The sequence below is a fragment of the Rhizobium sp. NPDC092011 genome (assembly GCF_044756305.1).
In the GTDB taxonomy this organism is placed as follows: domain Bacteria; phylum Pseudomonadota; class Alphaproteobacteria; order Rhizobiales; family Rhizobiaceae; genus Rhizobium.
This window is the reverse complement of sequence record NZ_JBIVSO010000002.1, coordinates 48404-63168: the sequence shown is the minus strand read 5'-3', so window position 1 is coordinate 63168 and position 14765 is coordinate 48404. Positions and strand designations below refer to the sequence as shown.

24 protein-coding genes and 1 tRNA gene are annotated in these 14765 nt (G+C 57.4%); 14 read left to right on the top strand and 11 right to left on the bottom strand.

The annotated features are described in order from the left end of the window. Window positions 1–77: 77 nt before the first annotated feature. The 4 genes from ACIQJ2_RS08705 to ACIQJ2_RS08690 all read left to right on the top strand — a co-directional run bounded on the left by ACIQJ2_RS08705 (window position 78) and on the right by ACIQJ2_RS08690 (window position 1443). On the top strand, window positions 78–377 hold the full coding sequence (locus tag ACIQJ2_RS08705) for a hypothetical protein (protein ID WP_400677288.1): 300 nt from the start codon (window positions 78–80) through the stop codon (window positions 375–377). Window positions 378–445: 68 nt separating this feature from the next. Then, window positions 446–670, top strand: coding sequence for a hypothetical protein (locus ACIQJ2_RS08700; RefSeq protein WP_400677285.1), 225 nt, complete (start codon window positions 446–448; stop codon window positions 668–670). Window positions 671–991: 321 nt separating this feature from the next. Then, window positions 992–1222 carry a hypothetical protein gene (locus ACIQJ2_RS08695; RefSeq protein WP_400677284.1) on the top strand — a complete coding sequence of 77 codons (231 nt, stop codon included), beginning with the start codon at window positions 992–994 and terminating at the stop codon, window positions 1220–1222. A gap of 41 nt (window positions 1223–1263) precedes the next feature. Continuing rightward, on the top strand, window positions 1264–1443 hold the full coding sequence (locus tag ACIQJ2_RS08690; RefSeq protein ID WP_400677281.1) for a YodC family protein: 180 nt from the start codon (window positions 1264–1266) through the stop codon (window positions 1441–1443). A 132-nt stretch (window positions 1444–1575) separates the two neighbouring features. On the opposite strand, the gene ACIQJ2_RS08685 is transcribed toward ACIQJ2_RS08690, so the two are convergent. From ACIQJ2_RS08685 to ACIQJ2_RS08665, 5 genes are all read right to left on the bottom strand, one after another. Next, window positions 1576–2190, bottom strand: coding sequence for a DUF6362 family protein (locus ACIQJ2_RS08685; RefSeq protein ID WP_400677279.1), 615 nt, complete (start codon window positions 2188–2190; stop codon window positions 1576–1578). Continuing rightward, entirely contained in the window at window positions 2187–2609 is a 423-nt protein-coding gene (locus ACIQJ2_RS08680; RefSeq protein ID WP_400677276.1) for a hypothetical protein, read from the bottom strand. The genes ACIQJ2_RS08685 and ACIQJ2_RS08680 overlap by 4 nt, the downstream gene beginning before the upstream one ends. Next, window positions 2606–3046: a hypothetical protein gene (locus ACIQJ2_RS08675; protein ID WP_400677273.1), complete on the bottom strand. Its 441-nt coding sequence runs from the start codon at window positions 3044–3046 to the stop codon at window positions 2606–2608. Before ACIQJ2_RS08675 ends, ACIQJ2_RS08680 begins: the two co-directional genes overlap by 4 nt. Window positions 3047–3110: 64 nt before the next feature. Beyond that, window positions 3111–3569 carry a hypothetical protein gene (locus ACIQJ2_RS08670; protein ID WP_400677271.1) on the bottom strand — a complete coding sequence of 153 codons (459 nt, stop codon included), beginning with the start codon at window positions 3567–3569 and terminating at the stop codon, window positions 3111–3113. 151 nt (window positions 3570–3720) lie between these two features. Beyond that, a complete protein-coding gene (locus ACIQJ2_RS08665) occupies window positions 3721–4461 on the bottom strand; it encodes a hypothetical protein (protein ID WP_400677268.1) in 741 nt (246 codons plus the stop codon). Window positions 4462–4714: 253 nt separating this feature from the next. Here ACIQJ2_RS08665 and ACIQJ2_RS08660 point away from each other — a divergent pair, with 253 nt between their 5' ends. The 10 genes from ACIQJ2_RS08660 (at window position 4715) to ACIQJ2_RS08615 (ending at window position 10260) form a co-directional block, all read left to right on the top strand. Continuing rightward, window positions 4715–5065, top strand: coding sequence for a hypothetical protein (locus tag ACIQJ2_RS08660; RefSeq protein WP_400677265.1), 351 nt, complete (start codon window positions 4715–4717; stop codon window positions 5063–5065). Then, window positions 5062–5778, top strand: coding sequence for a helix-turn-helix domain-containing protein (locus ACIQJ2_RS08655; protein ID WP_400677263.1), 717 nt, complete (start codon window positions 5062–5064; stop codon window positions 5776–5778). Before ACIQJ2_RS08660 ends, ACIQJ2_RS08655 begins: the two co-directional genes overlap by 4 nt. Window positions 5779–5859: 81 nt before the next feature. Continuing rightward, on the top strand, window positions 5860–6657 hold the full coding sequence (locus ACIQJ2_RS08650) for a hypothetical protein (protein WP_400677261.1): 798 nt from the start codon (window positions 5860–5862) through the stop codon (window positions 6655–6657). Window positions 6658–6700: 43 nt separating this feature from the next. Next, window positions 6701–6934 (top strand): hypothetical protein, encoded by a 234-nt coding sequence (locus tag ACIQJ2_RS08645; RefSeq protein ID WP_400677258.1) that lies wholly within the window; start codon window positions 6701–6703, stop codon window positions 6932–6934. Beyond that, entirely contained in the window at window positions 6931–7389 is a 459-nt protein-coding gene (locus tag ACIQJ2_RS08640) for a hypothetical protein (protein WP_400677256.1), read from the top strand. The genes ACIQJ2_RS08645 and ACIQJ2_RS08640 overlap by 4 nt, the downstream gene beginning before the upstream one ends. 15 nt (window positions 7390–7404) lie before the next feature. Continuing rightward, complete coding sequence (locus ACIQJ2_RS08635; RefSeq protein WP_400677254.1) at window positions 7405–7761, top strand: hypothetical protein; 357 nt, start codon at window positions 7405–7407, stop codon at window positions 7759–7761. Between the two features lie 10 nt (window positions 7762–7771). Next, complete coding sequence (locus ACIQJ2_RS08630) at window positions 7772–8032, top strand: hypothetical protein (RefSeq protein WP_400677251.1); 261 nt, start codon at window positions 7772–7774, stop codon at window positions 8030–8032. Further along, on the top strand, window positions 8025–8222 hold the full coding sequence (locus ACIQJ2_RS08625) for a hypothetical protein (RefSeq protein WP_400677249.1): 198 nt from the start codon (window positions 8025–8027) through the stop codon (window positions 8220–8222). The genes ACIQJ2_RS08630 and ACIQJ2_RS08625 overlap by 8 nt, the downstream gene beginning before the upstream one ends. Then, window positions 8222–8533 (top strand): hypothetical protein, encoded by a 312-nt coding sequence (locus ACIQJ2_RS08620; RefSeq protein ID WP_400677246.1) that lies wholly within the window; start codon window positions 8222–8224, stop codon window positions 8531–8533. Before ACIQJ2_RS08625 ends, ACIQJ2_RS08620 begins: the two co-directional genes overlap by 1 nt. A gap of 128 nt (window positions 8534–8661) precedes the next feature. Further along, window positions 8662–10260: a recombinase family protein gene (locus tag ACIQJ2_RS08615; RefSeq protein ID WP_400677323.1), complete on the top strand. Its 1599-nt coding sequence runs from the start codon at window positions 8662–8664 to the stop codon at window positions 10258–10260. On the opposite strand, the gene ACIQJ2_RS08610 is transcribed toward ACIQJ2_RS08615, so the two are convergent. The 6 genes from ACIQJ2_RS08610 to ACIQJ2_RS08585 form a co-directional block, all read right to left on the bottom strand. Further along, window positions 10217–10293, bottom strand: a tRNA-Met gene (locus tag ACIQJ2_RS08610). The genes ACIQJ2_RS08615 and ACIQJ2_RS08610 overlap by 44 nt on opposite strands. A 161-nt stretch (window positions 10294–10454) precedes the next feature. Then, a complete protein-coding gene (mnmA, locus tag ACIQJ2_RS08605; RefSeq protein ID WP_400677320.1) occupies window positions 10455–11654 on the bottom strand; it encodes a tRNA 2-thiouridine(34) synthase MnmA in 1200 nt (399 codons plus the stop codon). A gap of 369 nt (window positions 11655–12023) precedes the next feature. Continuing rightward, window positions 12024–12677: a CDP-alcohol phosphatidyltransferase family protein gene (locus tag ACIQJ2_RS08600; protein WP_400677243.1), complete on the bottom strand. Its 654-nt coding sequence runs from the start codon at window positions 12675–12677 to the stop codon at window positions 12024–12026. Between the two features lie 6 nt (window positions 12678–12683). After that, window positions 12684–13088, bottom strand: a complete 405-nt coding sequence (locus ACIQJ2_RS08595; protein ID WP_400677240.1) for a hypothetical protein — start codon at window positions 13086–13088, stop codon at window positions 12684–12686. After that, complete coding sequence (locus ACIQJ2_RS08590; protein ID WP_400677237.1) at window positions 13085–14032, bottom strand: phosphatidate cytidylyltransferase; 948 nt, start codon at window positions 14030–14032, stop codon at window positions 13085–13087. The genes ACIQJ2_RS08595 and ACIQJ2_RS08590 overlap by 4 nt, the downstream gene beginning before the upstream one ends. Before the next feature lie 2 nt (window positions 14033–14034). After that, the gene (locus ACIQJ2_RS08585) at window positions 14035–14682 is read right to left on the bottom strand and encodes a lysophospholipid acyltransferase family protein (protein ID WP_400677234.1); all 648 of its coding nucleotides are present in this window, start codon (window positions 14680–14682) and stop codon (window positions 14035–14037) included. Between the last annotated feature and the right edge of the window lie 83 nt (window positions 14683–14765).

Genomic DNA, 14765 nt, shown 5'->3' with positions numbered 1-14765 from the left:
AGTTGGAATTGCGTTGATTGTCGTTCGAAGTTCAGACACTCTCATGCCAAGCGCTAAACCGATGGGGAGCTGAGACCTTGACCTACGAATGGGCAGCGAGCGCACCCGTGATGATCTGCTTGGCCATGATGATTGCATCACTCGTGATTGCCTTCACCACGGCAGCAAGAATGCTTTATCGCGTTGGAGCATTCCGTATATCGGCCGAAAAATCGGCTATGAGTTTGGGTGAGCGGGCGGGACGTCGAAGCGTGCTCTTTAATCGGATTTTGACCGGACCGGATTTCGCACCGGACAGAAAGCTACTTTTGAGATCGGTGATGGTCTACGTCGTTTGCTTCGCTACCCTTTTCATCATCGCTCCCGCTCGTCCATGATGATGGTGGTTATGACAATGCAACCCAGTGCGTGCGCTCCCATGTGACGTGACCATCTGGAGAACTCGATGACCTCAGATACTGCCATGCGGTGGATCCGGATCATCTTTCGGTGTGTTTGGGCATTTATCATCATCGCGGCCGCTGTAGGCTTCGGCGCCACCTATGGTTGGCATAAGCATGGCCTAGTTGCAGCCATTGCGCTTGGGTTCGTTGGTCTCGTAGTCAGTGCACCATTTGCTTGGTCCCCGTCGGGGACCATCGAAGCGGTGGCGACAATGCTGATGATGTAATTGCATCGAGCATTGGGGCGAATTTGCCGAGCGCGGCTCTCCGAGGAGCGCGGCTATGGTTGCCCGCTCGAACACGTATTGACACTGTGAGTATTCAGGCTGCGACCTGCAGCTTAGCCCGACGCCGTGCCTCGCGTTCGCGAAGCTTGTTGGCTTTCTCAAGTCGCAAACTTTGCGACTTGAGATCCGAGCTATCAGGATCGAAAACCGGCTTTGCATCAGGTGAGCAAATAGAGGTTGAAAAACCAAGTCTACGGGGCTTGCGTTTCCCTTCGCGGCGTGTGTTGTTGTGAGCTTCAAACAACCATAGGGGGTTTATATATGTGGCTTGAACTCACGCGGCCGGGTGGCGAAACGATTTTTGTCAATATGAATCTAGTTACACACTTCAGCCCAGGTCGGTTGAGCGCCAATACCGTTTTGAATCTGGCTCTATCGAACGATGGCAACAGCAAAATCGAGGTGAAGGAAGATCTTCAAACGTTGGCTAACAAAATCACTCAAGAAGAACGTCGCATTGCCAGCGAGGCGGCTGGCTACCTCAAGCAGTAAAATTTCTATAGTCGCGCAATCAAATTTTAGAGGAGTGTAGAATGGCATTCAAAATCGGCGAACGCGTTACTCTGAAATCCGGTGGTCCAAGTATGACAGTGGACACCGTCAAAAGCGATGGCGATCTATATTGTGTTTGGTTCAATCAGTCAGATCGAACTTGGGAAATCAAAGGTCACTCGTTCAAGCAAGAAACCTTAAGGAGCATTGATCAGGGCTAAATGATTATTCCCCGGGATGCCTAAACAGACCGGGGAATAACTAACCGTATCTGCAGAAGCCACAGTGTACCGCAATTGCCGCGCCCGGTTACCCGGTGTTCGAATTCCCGATGGGAAGGGTCGATTGCGGCATTACCGCTCAGCACGCTCCAGGAGCTGCCGTCGGCGTTCGTTTCGCCAGTTGGCGTGGGCCAGGACATCCGCCCTTATCTGCTCCTTCTGGCCGGCCACCTCGACATCGCGCCAGTTCGTCGCGCAATTCTTCGAAGCTACCGTTATTGACGTTGGTTCTACGGCAATTTGCGTCAGGTCGTCAAAGGTCACTGTCAACCGGACGCGATGCTTTTGGTTGAGATTGTCCGCAATACATTGACAATGTGAGGCAATCCGACGCTCAAAAGTTCTTCGCGACATGTCGATTTTCTTCAGATAGGCATCGAAATAGACGCCCTTCCGGGTTTTGATGAACGCGAAATCATAGACGAGCTTGCGATCTGCCTCGTCTAGGTAGGTATTGATCCAGTCCCATGTCTGATACATGCGGCTGATCGCGCCGGCCGAAGGTACCCGCCTGACCTGCGTCTCGTTGTAGCCATAACCCTCTATCATCTCTCGAATGATGTCCGACATGGCACCGAGGCCCATCCGTGGCCCTAACGCCGCTGGCGAGGCTCTCAGCGTCAAAGCGCCCTCAATGATCTGCGCCCTGACTTGTTCGTACGTCCATTCCGCGAAAACCATCGTCATGCCGCTTCTCCTAGATATGGCCAAAGGCCGAATTGCATTCTCAGGGCGACCAGGATCTCATCACTCGTCGCCATTCCGTATTTCATGGTCTTGGCACTACGCCGGATGGCGCCGAGGTCGATTGCGTCGAACTCTGCGACCAGGGACGGACGCCGGACCAATTCTGGATTGGCGATCAACAGTCTCGAGACCGCTTTCAGGACATCGGCGAAAAGTTCGCCGGCATTGCGGTTGTTGCCGGTGACGAGCATGAGAACCAAGCGAAGATGCTCTTCACCGTAGCGCCGGCCGATCTCTCTGACCGTCGGCTTGCAATAGCATTCCCGAGCTTTGCGGCTCGTAGGGCTGTGATGCTGCCAGTCGCGGAGGATCACACCGCATTCGCGGGCCACCTTGTGGATGTTGACGGGTGCGTTCAACGATTCCTCGCCGCCTGCTCCGCCAAGTACACGGCAGGATCGATATGCTTTACCTCTGACGCCGCGCCGAACGTGCCGAGCTTGTAATCACGATAGGCACGCTCACCAGCAGGGTCGAACTTCTTGGCGGCGACCGTTCGCACCCATCCCGGCGCCTTAGCCGCGTTGATCTTCATCTGGCGCTCCTGCTTGGCTGCTTTCGCCGCGGCGCGCTTCTCCTTTCGGAGCTTCTTTTCAGCCTTGTAGTCGGGGCGCCCCCAGAGAACCTTCTTATTGTTCTTCGGGCGATCAGGAATGGAGCTCTGCTGGTCGAGCCGATCAAGCGCCTTCCAAGCGGCTGCATTCGTCTCGAACGGCCCCTCGACCACCTTCCCGTGTTGGTCGGTGATTTCGAACTGGCCGTCGTCGTTTTTGGTCACGTTTAGGATCTGGCTCATCGGCTCAGCTCCTTCAGCAGCTGCCAGAGCTTCCAGCGCAGTCTGAGAATTCGCAAAATCAGCATCACGCTTGCCCCCTGAAATGCTGAGGAAGGAGCCAATGTATCTTGCGCTCGGCCGCGGCCCGCTTCCTTTCGGCAAACTTTTCGATCCTGCGATACATCTCCTTCTCAATCGCCTCTCCCGCCTCCTCGCCGATGGCAAAGAACCGATTGCGCAGCGCGATCATCTCGTCTCGGCTGGCGCCGGCCGCAATGACGCAAGCGCGATAATAGCGACCTGCTAGGTGGGCGTGCTGCCGCCGCCATGATTCCGGGATGTCAGCCTGAGCCTGGTACGTCTTGGGTGCGACACTGTCGACGAGATGCACGATGAAGATTTCATCCGCATGGTGCGAGTCCCACCCCCCGCCGCGTTGAGCGAACCTCTCTAGATGCTTGGGCATATCGCTTTGATAAGGGCCATAGGGCTGATCGAATGCCAGAACCCATTGGCCCGGCTTGATGTCGATGAAAGCGGTCATGCTACTCTCCGTTTCAGTGGCACAATCTCACCGGCCTTCGGCGTCGGCGGCCATGGCGTTTCGGCCGCGATCTTTCGAATGATCGATGGCATGACATCCAGGACGTTCGGCGGAAGCATTGATGGGTCTCGGATGAAGGGAGGCAGCGTGTTCATGCGGCGCTCCTTGCTTGGGCCAAAACGCCTTCAAGGTCGTATGGGCTGAAGTTGCCGCCGAGCAGATTGCGCAGGCAGCCGTCGATCTGATCAGCAGGAATGCCCTTGGCGAGGAGAAAGGCCTTTCCTTCAGCGGATGAAGCTGGAATGAGATAAGGAGTGAACATTGTCTCTGAAGACATCAGAGACTTTTCAGACCCTTCAGAGCAAGATGTTCCTTCTCCTTGTTCTAGGTCCTTCTCCTTATCCTTCTCCTTGCTTCGAAGGGGCTTCGAAGGGGCTTCCACGCCGGATGGCATTGAAAGCTCGAATTCTTCAAGATTCCGTTCGTCGTAGAGGTGAAAGGGCAGTCGATAGCGCTGGTAAAAGCCTAACGTTATCTGACACATAGGCAACATGGCCAATTGGTCCGCGATACCTTTAACGCGCTTGTCTTTTGGGGAAAGTTGGGCCGCAATCTGGTCGGCAGCCATGTCGTGTACCCACACAAGCTCTCGTTCGAAGTCGTAAGAGCATATTTGGGCTTGAACGAGGGCAAGAAGCCCCTTCGAAGCCCCTTCAACAGTGCATCCGATCTCATGTGCGATGTAGGTGATCGGCACATAGTAGAGCCCGATCATGTTGGCGTGACCGGACGTTGTCAGGTGATAATGAACCGTGATCGCTTCGAGGTTGCCGCGCACCGCCTTAAGATCAGCTTGCCAGACGCGGGGTGGAATAGATGCAAATTTTCTCACCCGAACGCCCTCCGGCAAATTGAGAAGTTTCCGGCGAGCAATATCGCTTCGGCCGCGTCAGCGTCCGTCAGACAAAGGCGAGAGGCGACTTCGTGGAGGGTTCGCCAACTTTGCGAACCCTGTGACCGCTGCTGATCGGCGAGCCATCGGGCGGCTCGGGTAATGTTTGACGAGTTCGTCAAAGTTTCAATCAAGTCGCAAAGTTTGCGACTTGGTCTGGAATGGCCCTTCATATGGAGGCCTCCGACGACTGATGACCTGTTTCGTCCATCCATTTCATGAGTGGCAACGGCATCTGCCTGTCGGCAGGCCAATTTTCAGAGCACCACCGCATGACCTGGTCAAAGGTGCGTGCGGTGAATGTGTTTTCGGGGTCGGCAACGCGGTTGAAGAAGTTTGGATCACTTTTCGCCCGGCGGCCGACGGTGGACACGGCGCAATTGCTCGCTTTCGCGAACGATGCGGCGGTCTCAAGGAGGATTTTGCGGAGTTCGTTTTCCATGACGCTATTAACTATATGGATTCATCCATTTTTAGCAAGCGCGATTTATGGATACGTCCCAATAGCGATATCTTGAAAAATATGGATACTGCCAACGCATGAGACACGATATTCTTGTACAGCGCATCCAGGCCAGAATGGCCGATCTGAAAACGAACGCCCTTCAGGTCTCGATTGAGGCAAAACTGGGCAAAACAGCCGTTCGCGATATTATTGCCGGGAAATCACTAAAGCCGACAATGGACACTATCGCGCGAATAGCCATCGTGCTGGATTGCTCGATTGCGTACCTCACCGGAGATGCCGACGACCCCCATCAGAAGAAGAGCACGAGCGCTCGTCTTGAAATGCAAATGAAAGCCATCAAGGACGTGGTAGAGGCCGGGGTTTTCAAGAGGGACAACAGCCAAGTGCCTAAGATTGAAGTACAGATTCTCGGGCACGCCGGCTACCCTGATCACGCGCTAAATGTGTATCTTGTGAACGATCAGTCAATGAGCGGGGAGGGTATTTTAAAGGGTGACTTCGTCACGGCCGCCGCCCCTCCAAACGAGAAGCGAATTTCACTAGATGATGGAAAACTTCTGGTGTGCAGCAGGCACATTGAGTCGCCCGCAATAACCGAACTCTCCATTCGAAAGGTTGTCTGGCGCGATTCCGATGCGCAACTGCACACGCACCCAGTGAGCGGAACCTCCGACGTTATCAAGCTGAAAGCAAGATTGGGCGTACAAGAAAACCTTTATGTGGCGGACGACAACAACTACGTCAGCATCGATGGGGTTGTTGTACGAGTTGTGCGCGACATTTCTTGATTTTGGATTTGTCCAAAAATGAAATCTTGACTTTGGATTTATCCATTATTAGTTTTGTTCCATCCAACCGATGGAGCGAATATGCCGTCACACTCCGAAAACCCGATTCAGGATGTCGCCCTCTCCGTTTTTGAGGGAGAGCCAAGGGCGCGCGATCTCGATCTTGCGGAACGCCTCGGCTTCCGGCGTCAGCGCAAAATCCGCGAGCTAATCGAGCGGAATAAGGGGGAACTCGAAGCGTTCGGCCCACTCGCCCTACAGCGGGGCGCTTACCGCGGCAGAGAGTATGTGGAATACTGGCTTTCCGAAGAGCAGGCGCTCCTCGTGGCAGCACTCTCGGACGCCGACCGCGCTCCCGCCGTTCGGCATATGCTGATCAAGGTCTTTGTGGCTTGGCGCCGCGGCCAATTGACGGGAACCGTCGATTTCGACCCGTCGGTTCGGAGTATGCTTGGCGGCATGATCAAGCGCAATGCCGGCGTCGTCGTTCGCCAGGAGCTTGAGCCTGTCCATGCCGATCTTGACGCAATGCGCCGCGAGATCGCGCAACTCCGCGAACAGGTTGTTCCGGATGCTATCCGCCGCAAGGGCGTTCCTGCCAAGGCGATCTGGGATCAATACCTTCTTCCAAGATTGAAATGCGGCACGCTCTGGCTTGGCAATCGCCTTGAGCGCATGGGCGCAGCCATGGAATTCGGCTTTAGGGCCGATATCGGTGGCAAAGCCGTTCGGCTCTTCGATCCGGACAAAGCTCGCCACTGCATGGAGAACGGCCTCTTGACGACGGCTCGCGCCTACATCGCCGAACGTCAAGGCCCGGGGCAAGTTGCAGCTCGTCCGCCGAGAATAAGTTTTCACGTAATGCAGCGCCGCGGCTGATCCGCGGCAAAAAACAATAATCCCGAAAACATGGAGTGAAATCATGAAACAGCCGATTCATTCGGGGGGCGAAGCTATGCCCGATCCGTCAGGCTTGGTCTTGGATGCCAAAAACATCCTGTCGGAGATCAAGCATCTCAACGAGGCGATCTTCTTGGCAGCCCATGGGCTTGGCGATCGTCACCACATGAACGCGATAACGACGGTCGCGGACATCATCGAAGATAAGATCTCGGAGGTCGACGAACTTCTAGATTGCCTAAGGAGGAACGCATGATGGCCAATATGACTCGCCGCGCTGCCTTGGGCCTCATGGGCGCAATCACCGCTTCCACGGCGTCTGTCGCTGCTGCAGCGCCATTCCTTAGGCCAAAGACCGCTGATCCGGACTTGACGCCCGAGGCCCAGTTGGAAGCAGCCGTCATCGCCTTAGAGGCGGCCATGGTTGCTATTCATGGGGATGGAAATGTCCGTGTCGTGCGCACCGACAACAACTTCGTCAGCGTGATCAAGCGACTGAAGCCGTATATCATCGAGTGGCAGGGCGACGGTTTCTATGAGGTGAAAATCGCCTGGAACAAAGCGCCGATCTTTCACGTGGTCCGATTTAGCGCCTTCGACGATTTCAAGGATGGCCGGTGCTTCCGGCTGGCGCCGCGTGACGCCGATGAAGTCGGCATTCGCTACATGTACGAGCGCGATCTGCAGCGCGCCCTTGTTCGCAAGCTTTGACGAGGGGGATCGACAATGGCTAACCGCAACGCCCCTCCCCGCGTTTCCGCAGAGGCATTTTTTACCGATGATCTATGCCGGCTCTATCGCATTCTCGATAATCTGGAAGAGACCGCCAACATGGCTCTCCACTACGTCCTCCGTTCCGGCGAATGGGGGCGTACGGCGAAATATCTGGAAGAGCTTCAAGAATACTTGGCTGAAGAGCGGTGCAACATCGTAAGCGATCTGCGCGAGCGCCCCAACACCAGCGATGAAGACGGCCAGAAGCGCCTCGCCACTCTCATTCAATATGAAGCTTGGTGCCGAGAGTTTCACAAATCGACGCTGGCCGACCTTATCGCCAACCCGCTCTCAACTGATGCGGTCTGAGGACGAAACCATGAAACCAAACTCTTCCGGGTCATATACCCTTGACGATATCCAGAGCGATGTCATCCACCTCGGACACCTGATCGACGAAACTATGACAAAGCTCTTGGATGTCGACCATGAGCCGCTGACGCACGACGCCAAGCACTCTATTGATCGCGCCTGCGCCTTTGTATGGGTCGCCCGTGATCTGATCGAACGTATCGAAGGCGGCTTCTCGCGTGCACGTCAGGCCGATCGCTCACCTGCGAAGGAGGCGATCCATGCATAATCCTGAAATCGATGACGCCTTGGGCGCGACGCTGAGCTTCCTTCATGCTCTGAAGATGGCAATCGACAGCTGCGAGGCTCTGGGAGGCGGCGGAAGCGACTATTGCGCCTTCCATCTGCTTGTCGACGCGGCTCAGGCCAACGTCAACGAAGCGCTCGCCGTTTTCGACCGAATTGGGGAGAAAGGCTGATGCTGACCGAATTGATCGCACGCTACCAGAATGTGAAGAAAACCTGGGAAGCCCAGTACGATATGGACTCCCGGAGTGCTGCAGTATCCCCGCAGTGGCGTGAATATATGGCCCTGCCCGATGAAATCCTCGGGTACCGTTGCGCAACACAGGAAGAGCATATCCAGAAGATCGAGCTTATCGAAGGCGACATCAACCTGCTCGAAGAGCTCGGCGACTGCTCGGATGACCGGAAGGCGCTCCTGTTTCTGGCCTCCCTTAAAGGGGGAGCGTTCTACGGGTGTATGCCTGTGGATAATGGGGAGAAATAAGGGATGGCTACCGAAAACCCCCTTATCACGCTTGTAAGGGCTCTGGCACGTCGTCGTGCCCGCCTTGACGCCATTCCTCCTACGCCCGCTAATGAGAACCTTCCGAAGGACGAGCAGGCGAGAAAGCAATGAAGCGCGCGGTGATTTACGCCCGATACTCGACCGATTTGCAGAACGACAAGTCGGTCGAGGATCAGATCAGCCTCTGCAAGGCGTATGCTGGGCGCCTGAGCCTCAAGGTCATCCGGGATTACTTCGATCGAGCGAAATCCGGCGCCTCGATGTTCGGCCGACCCGGCCTTGCAGATCTCATGCAAGCAGCCGAGCGCGGCGAGTTCGATGTCCTGATATCGGAAGCCCCAGACCGCATTTCCCGCGACATGGCTGATCTTGCGCATGTCCACAAGACGCTGCGGTTCAGAGGAATCGTCATAAACTGTGTCAACGGCGGCGAGATGGATACGATCCAGATCGGCATGCACGGCGTCATAGGCCAGATGCAGCGCGAGGAAGGCGCCAAGAAGGTCAAGCGGGGCATGACGGGCGTTGTTCGCTCCGGTCGCAACCCTGGCGGCAAGGCTTATGGCTATCGTCCAATCTACGGGAAGAAGGGCGAGCTGGAAATTGTCGAGGAGGAAGCGGCTGTCATTCGTCGTATCTTCGAGCTGTACGCTGCCGGTCTCAGCGCGCGAACCATCGCCAAAGCATTAAATGACGAAGGCGTGGCCGCCCCGCGTGGCAAGCAGTGGAATGCCTCAACCATAAACGGCAACAGCAACCGGGGAAACGGCATTCTTCGGAATCCAATCTATGCCGGCCAGATCGTTTGGAACCGCGTTCGGATGGTCAAAGACCCTTCGACCGGAAAGCGCGTGTCCAGAATCAATGACGATGCGCTGGTGGAGACGATTGATGCTCCTCATCTCCGGATTGTTGGCGATGGGCTCTTTCAGGTTGTTAAGAACGGCAAGAAGGAGAGAACCGGTACTGCAGCTCGGACGGTACCGAAGAACAAGCGGCTCCTATCTGGCCTGCTGCGCTGCGAGTGTGGGGGATCCTTGTCGATCATCGGCTCAGACCGGAGCGGCCCACGCGTCCAGTGCACCGTGAACAAGGAATCAGGGACTTGTTCCAATGATGCCCGCTATTACGTCGAGAAGATCGAGCGGGATGTCATGGATCGATTGCGGGAAATGTTCGCAGACACGTCCTATATCGACGCATACGTTACCGAATATCAGGCCGAGAGCAAACGATTGGCTGCAGAGCGGCGCAACAATCGCAGCACCACGGAACGCGCTCTGGCGGACGTCCTAGGCCGAATTGCTCGCCTTCTCGATCAGGTGGCCCGGGGAACAATCGAGGAAGAAGACGTTCTATCGATGCTGCCGCCAATGAAGGCGGAGCGAGAGCGACTTAAGTCAGAACTTGCCGCGCAGGAGCCAATGACCAACGTCATCGAGATCAAGCCGAGGGCGGTAGCCAAGTTTCGGGAGGATGTGGAGAGCCTAGCCGAAATCCTCAAACAGCGTGGGGCCGAGCCGACAGTGGAGATGGCAAGGTCATTCCGGGAGGTGATCTCAGGCATCATCGTTTCCAAAAGGAAACCCGGGGAAGCCTATCACTACGAGATCAAGGGTTGGCTGGAAGGAATTGCCGGACCAGACTTGTCGGCTGTTTTGCTGGTAGCGGAGGAGGGATTTGAACCCCCGACACAAGGATTATGATTCCTCTGCTCTGACCTACTGAGCTACTCCGCCACGCCGCGTTTGATGGCTAGCATCACACGCAAAGGTCAAACGAACCGCTGCCCGGAAGCGCCAGCTCGTTGGTGAGCGGCTTATAAGGTGCGGTTCGGCTTGGTGTCAAGCGGATGATTTGGAAAAATCAGTGCTTTCTCCAAGCCGGCGTGTTCTGTCCCTCAGGCAGCCACCGGACTGGCCAGTAGAGCCTTCAGGGAAGCTTCCGCAAGCGGCTCTCTTTCCGAGCGCTCGATGAAGCCGCCGCCATAGACACGGGCATCGTCGCCCGGCGCCGAATAGAGGGCACAGGCCTGGCCTGGAGCAACACCCGCCTCACCGACGGACAGATCGACATAGATGCCGCTGGCATCTGCATGGAGTACGGCTGGAGCCGGTGCGCGGGTGGAGCGGACCTTGGCGAAACAGGCAAAGCCCTCGCCGGAAGCAGCCTGCAGCAGCGGCTCGTCGCCGAGCCAGTTTACGTCGCGCAGATAGACGCGATGCGTTTCCAGCGCCTCTTTCGGGCCGACGATGACGCGGCGCGAGCGGGCGTCGAGATAGACGACATAAAGCGGCTCGCCCGTCGCAACACCGATGCCACGGCGCTGGCCGATCGTGTAGTGCAGGATGCCTTCATGCTGGCCGAGCACACGGCCATCGAGATGGACAATCTCGCCGGCCAGCGCCGCATTCGGCTTCAGCTTGGCGATGACGTCGGAATACTTGCCTTGCGGCACGAAACAGATGTCCTGGCTATCGGCCTTCTTGGCGACCACAAGGCCCATCTCCTCGGCAAGGGCGCGGGTCTCTGCCTTCGGCATGCCGCCGAGCGGAAAGCGCAGATAGTCGATCTGCTCCTGCGTCGTCGCAAAGAGGAAATAGCTCTGGTCGCGATCGGCATCGGCCGGACGATAGAGTGCGCGGCGGCCGGGATTGTCGGCAGTCGGGTTCGGCCGCGAGCGGATGTAGTGGCCGGTTGCCAGCGCATCGGCGCCGAGCTCCTTGGCGGTCAACAAGAGATCGGCGAACTTGACGGTCTGGTTGCAGGCAACGCAGGGGATCGGCGTTTCGCCGGCGACATAGCTCTCGGCGAAGGGATTGATCACCGTTTCGCGGAAACGCTTTTCATAGTCGAGCACATAGTGCGGTATGCCGAGCGTCTCGCAGACGCGGCGCGCATCGTCGATATCCTGACCGGCGCAACAGGAGCCGGCGCGGTGCACGGCAGCGCCATGGTCATAGAGCTGCAGCGTAATGCCGAGCACGTCATAACCCTGCCGCTTCAGAATGCCGGCGACGACTGAGCTGTCGACACCGCCCGACATGGCGACGACGACGCGGGTATCTTCCGGCTTCTTGTCAAAATCCAGTGTATTCACGGTCATTGCCGCCAGTCTTGAACGATCTTCGATGCTGCCGAACGGAATGACTTTTTAGAAAAGTCGTCACGCTCTCGTTAGTTGATTTCGCATGATCTGATCCAAAAACGATATCGCTTCCAGGATCATGCTTCTCACCGCCGAATGCCACGCAAAAACGGCGAATTTCCATCATAAGGGGCCACTGCATAATTCCTCAAGTCGATCTCGATTTAAGGAATTATGCAGCATCTCAAAGCGTTCCAGCGTCCTTTGCGCGTCTTGAAAGACGCGCGGCACTGTAATGACCGCTCTTTTCGGCCAGCCTCAATTGTGGACGGATATAGAAAGGATTGCCATCCCATGCAAGGGGTAGCGACAAATGGCGAATCAGCCTTTGGCCTTCAGATGCCCGATCAGATTGCCGGCTCGCCGCAGAACGGTCACCGCCGACCCAATGGCGACGACCCAGAGCGCGATCATCAAAACCCAACTGCCACCGCTCCAGAGAGCCTCGATGATGGAGAGCAGCGCAGCGCCCGTGGCCACCGCCATACGGTGCTGCTTGGCCATCGGCCCGCCGAAATCGCTCGGATTGCCGGTGGCGCGGCCAAGTTCGCGGACATAGGCCGTCAGCACGGCAAAAGCGGCAGCGGCCCAACCGAGCCCAGGCGATGCGATGCCGTAGCCGATGCCGGCGAAGATCAGGATATCGGCGATGCGATCGGGGAACTCGTTCCAGAACGGGCCGTCGGCCTCGCCCTTCCCGCCCTCGACTGCGACCATGCCGTCAAGCAGATTGCAAAGCAGGCGCAGTTGGCAGAATAGCGCCGCCAGGAGCAGCAGCAGCACGCGCATCCCGGTACTGCCGGCAACGCCGGAGAGCCAGAAAGATCCGCCCGCCAGCGCCGCCATGGCCATGCTGGCTTGCGAGATCTGGTTCGGCGTCACCGAGAGCGCCGTCATGCGCCGCGCCAGCGCCTGCGCCCATCGTGTATTGCGGCTCGCCAACGGCCGCCTGTCGCCCATCCCTTCGCCTGTCATGGTCCCTCACCCGTCATGGCTTCGCTGCCTCCCGCCCGATATCAAATAATTGTAGATGGCCGCATAGCTGGAAGAGACCAGCAGCGGTACGGCAATGGTCTTCAGAATCTCCGGCGTACCGCTAAGAGCATGAATGGCCACGAGAATGGTCGCCGAGCCGAGGCAGGCGATCAGCGGCGGCGCCCAAAGGCGCGTGAGGCCGCCGAACCGCCGCGCCAGGCCTTCGACCACGGACTTCAGAAACAGCGTCAGGCAGCCGGAAAGCACGCCCTGCACGAGGCCCGATATCAACGGGCGCGGCATCGGATGCATGCGATTTGCAAAAACTGCCCAGCTGCCCATGGCGAGGAAAGCAAAAAGCACGTGAACGACGCTGCTGCCGGCCAGAGCCTTGAGCCGGCCGCGGGTCAAACGGCCCACCAGAAGCGCACGAGATGAAAGAAGATCGGCGCAGAGAAAACGACTGAGTCCAACCGGTCGATCAGCCCACCATGGCCTTCGATGAGATGGCCCCAATCCTTGACGCCCCGATCCCGCTTGATCGCCGACATGACAAGCCCGCCGAAGAAGCCCATGAGCGTGATGGCGAAGGCAAGAAGCCCAGCCTGTAACGGCGTGAATGGCGTCACCCACCAGAGAGCTGCTCCGATCAGCGAGGCGCTGACGACACCGCCCACAAATCCTTCCACGGTCTTCGAAGGAGAAAGCCGCGGTGCGATTTTGGTCTTCCCGAAAAGCTTGCCCCAGACATATTGCAGGACGTCGCTAAGCTGCACGACAATCACGAGGAAGGCGATCAGCAGCACGTTGCGGCCTTCATAGCCTGGGATATGCAGCGTCAGCAGCGCCGGCACATGGGACGCGCAGAAAACGCAGATCATCAGCGCCCATTGCACCTCGGCGATGCGCACCAGAAATCGTTCGGTATCGCCGCGCAGCACGGCGATGATCGGCATGAACAGGAAGGCATAAACCGGAATGAAGATCGAATAGATACCGTACTGCTCAGCCCAGAGCAGATAATATTGTATCGGCAGCGCGACGAAGAAGGCGGCGGCAAGCGCCCAGTGATCCGCCCGCCTCGTATTGATCAGCGTCACGAACTCCCGCAGCGCCGCAAAGGAGCAGAAAGCAAAGAGGAGGATGACGCCGGCGCGACCCGCCACAAAGGCGATGCCGATCAGCACGACCATCACCCACCACGCCTTGATGCGCGCATTCAGATTTTCGATCGCGGCATTCGATCCATCGGGCGACAGGCGCTGTTCCAGCACATAGCCGACGATGGAGGCGACAATCAGGATGCCGAAAATGCCGAGGACGAGATGGATGAGATCGGCGCTGGCTGCCTCCATGCTCAGTCTCCCGCCCGCTTGGGCGCAAGCGCCAGCAACGCCGCCTCGGATCTCGCCAGGAAATCCGCCTTCTCCTCGGTCTCGCCAATATGCAGCGCCTCGCCGAAGGTGACGGTGCAGATCAGCGGAATGGGCACGAACTCGCCCTTGGGCATGACGCGATTGAGATTATCGATCCAGACCGGAACGAGATCAATGTCCGGGCGGGCCTTGGCGAGATGGAAGAGGCCGCTCTTGAAGGGCTGCAGCGGCTGTTCGGTGAGATTGCGGGTGCCTTCCGGAAACAGGATCAATGACGAACCGGCATCAAGCGCTTGCGTCATCTGCTCGACCGGATCCTGCTGGCGCGCTTCGCGGTCCCGTTCGATCAGCACGGCGTTGAAGACGTCGCGGCCGATGAAGCTGTTCAATTGAGATTTCAGCCAATAGTCCGCGCCGGCCACCGGACGGACGCGCCGGCGTAACCGCGGCGGCAACACGGTCCAGATCAGGATGAAATCGCCATGGCTGGAATGATTGGCGAAATAGATGCAGCGCCTGGTGCGCATGCCGCTCTCGGGCCATATCGCCCGTACCGCTGTGATAGCCCGCGCGAACAACACGATCGCCACCGAAACAGGCCGCGCCAGCCACTCGAGCGGCGTACCCATCCCTTCCCCGAAAATGTTCTTCCGCAATGCCTCCATGACAAAGGAATAGGCTCGTTTCGCAAACCTCGATAGCCTGTCCGCCC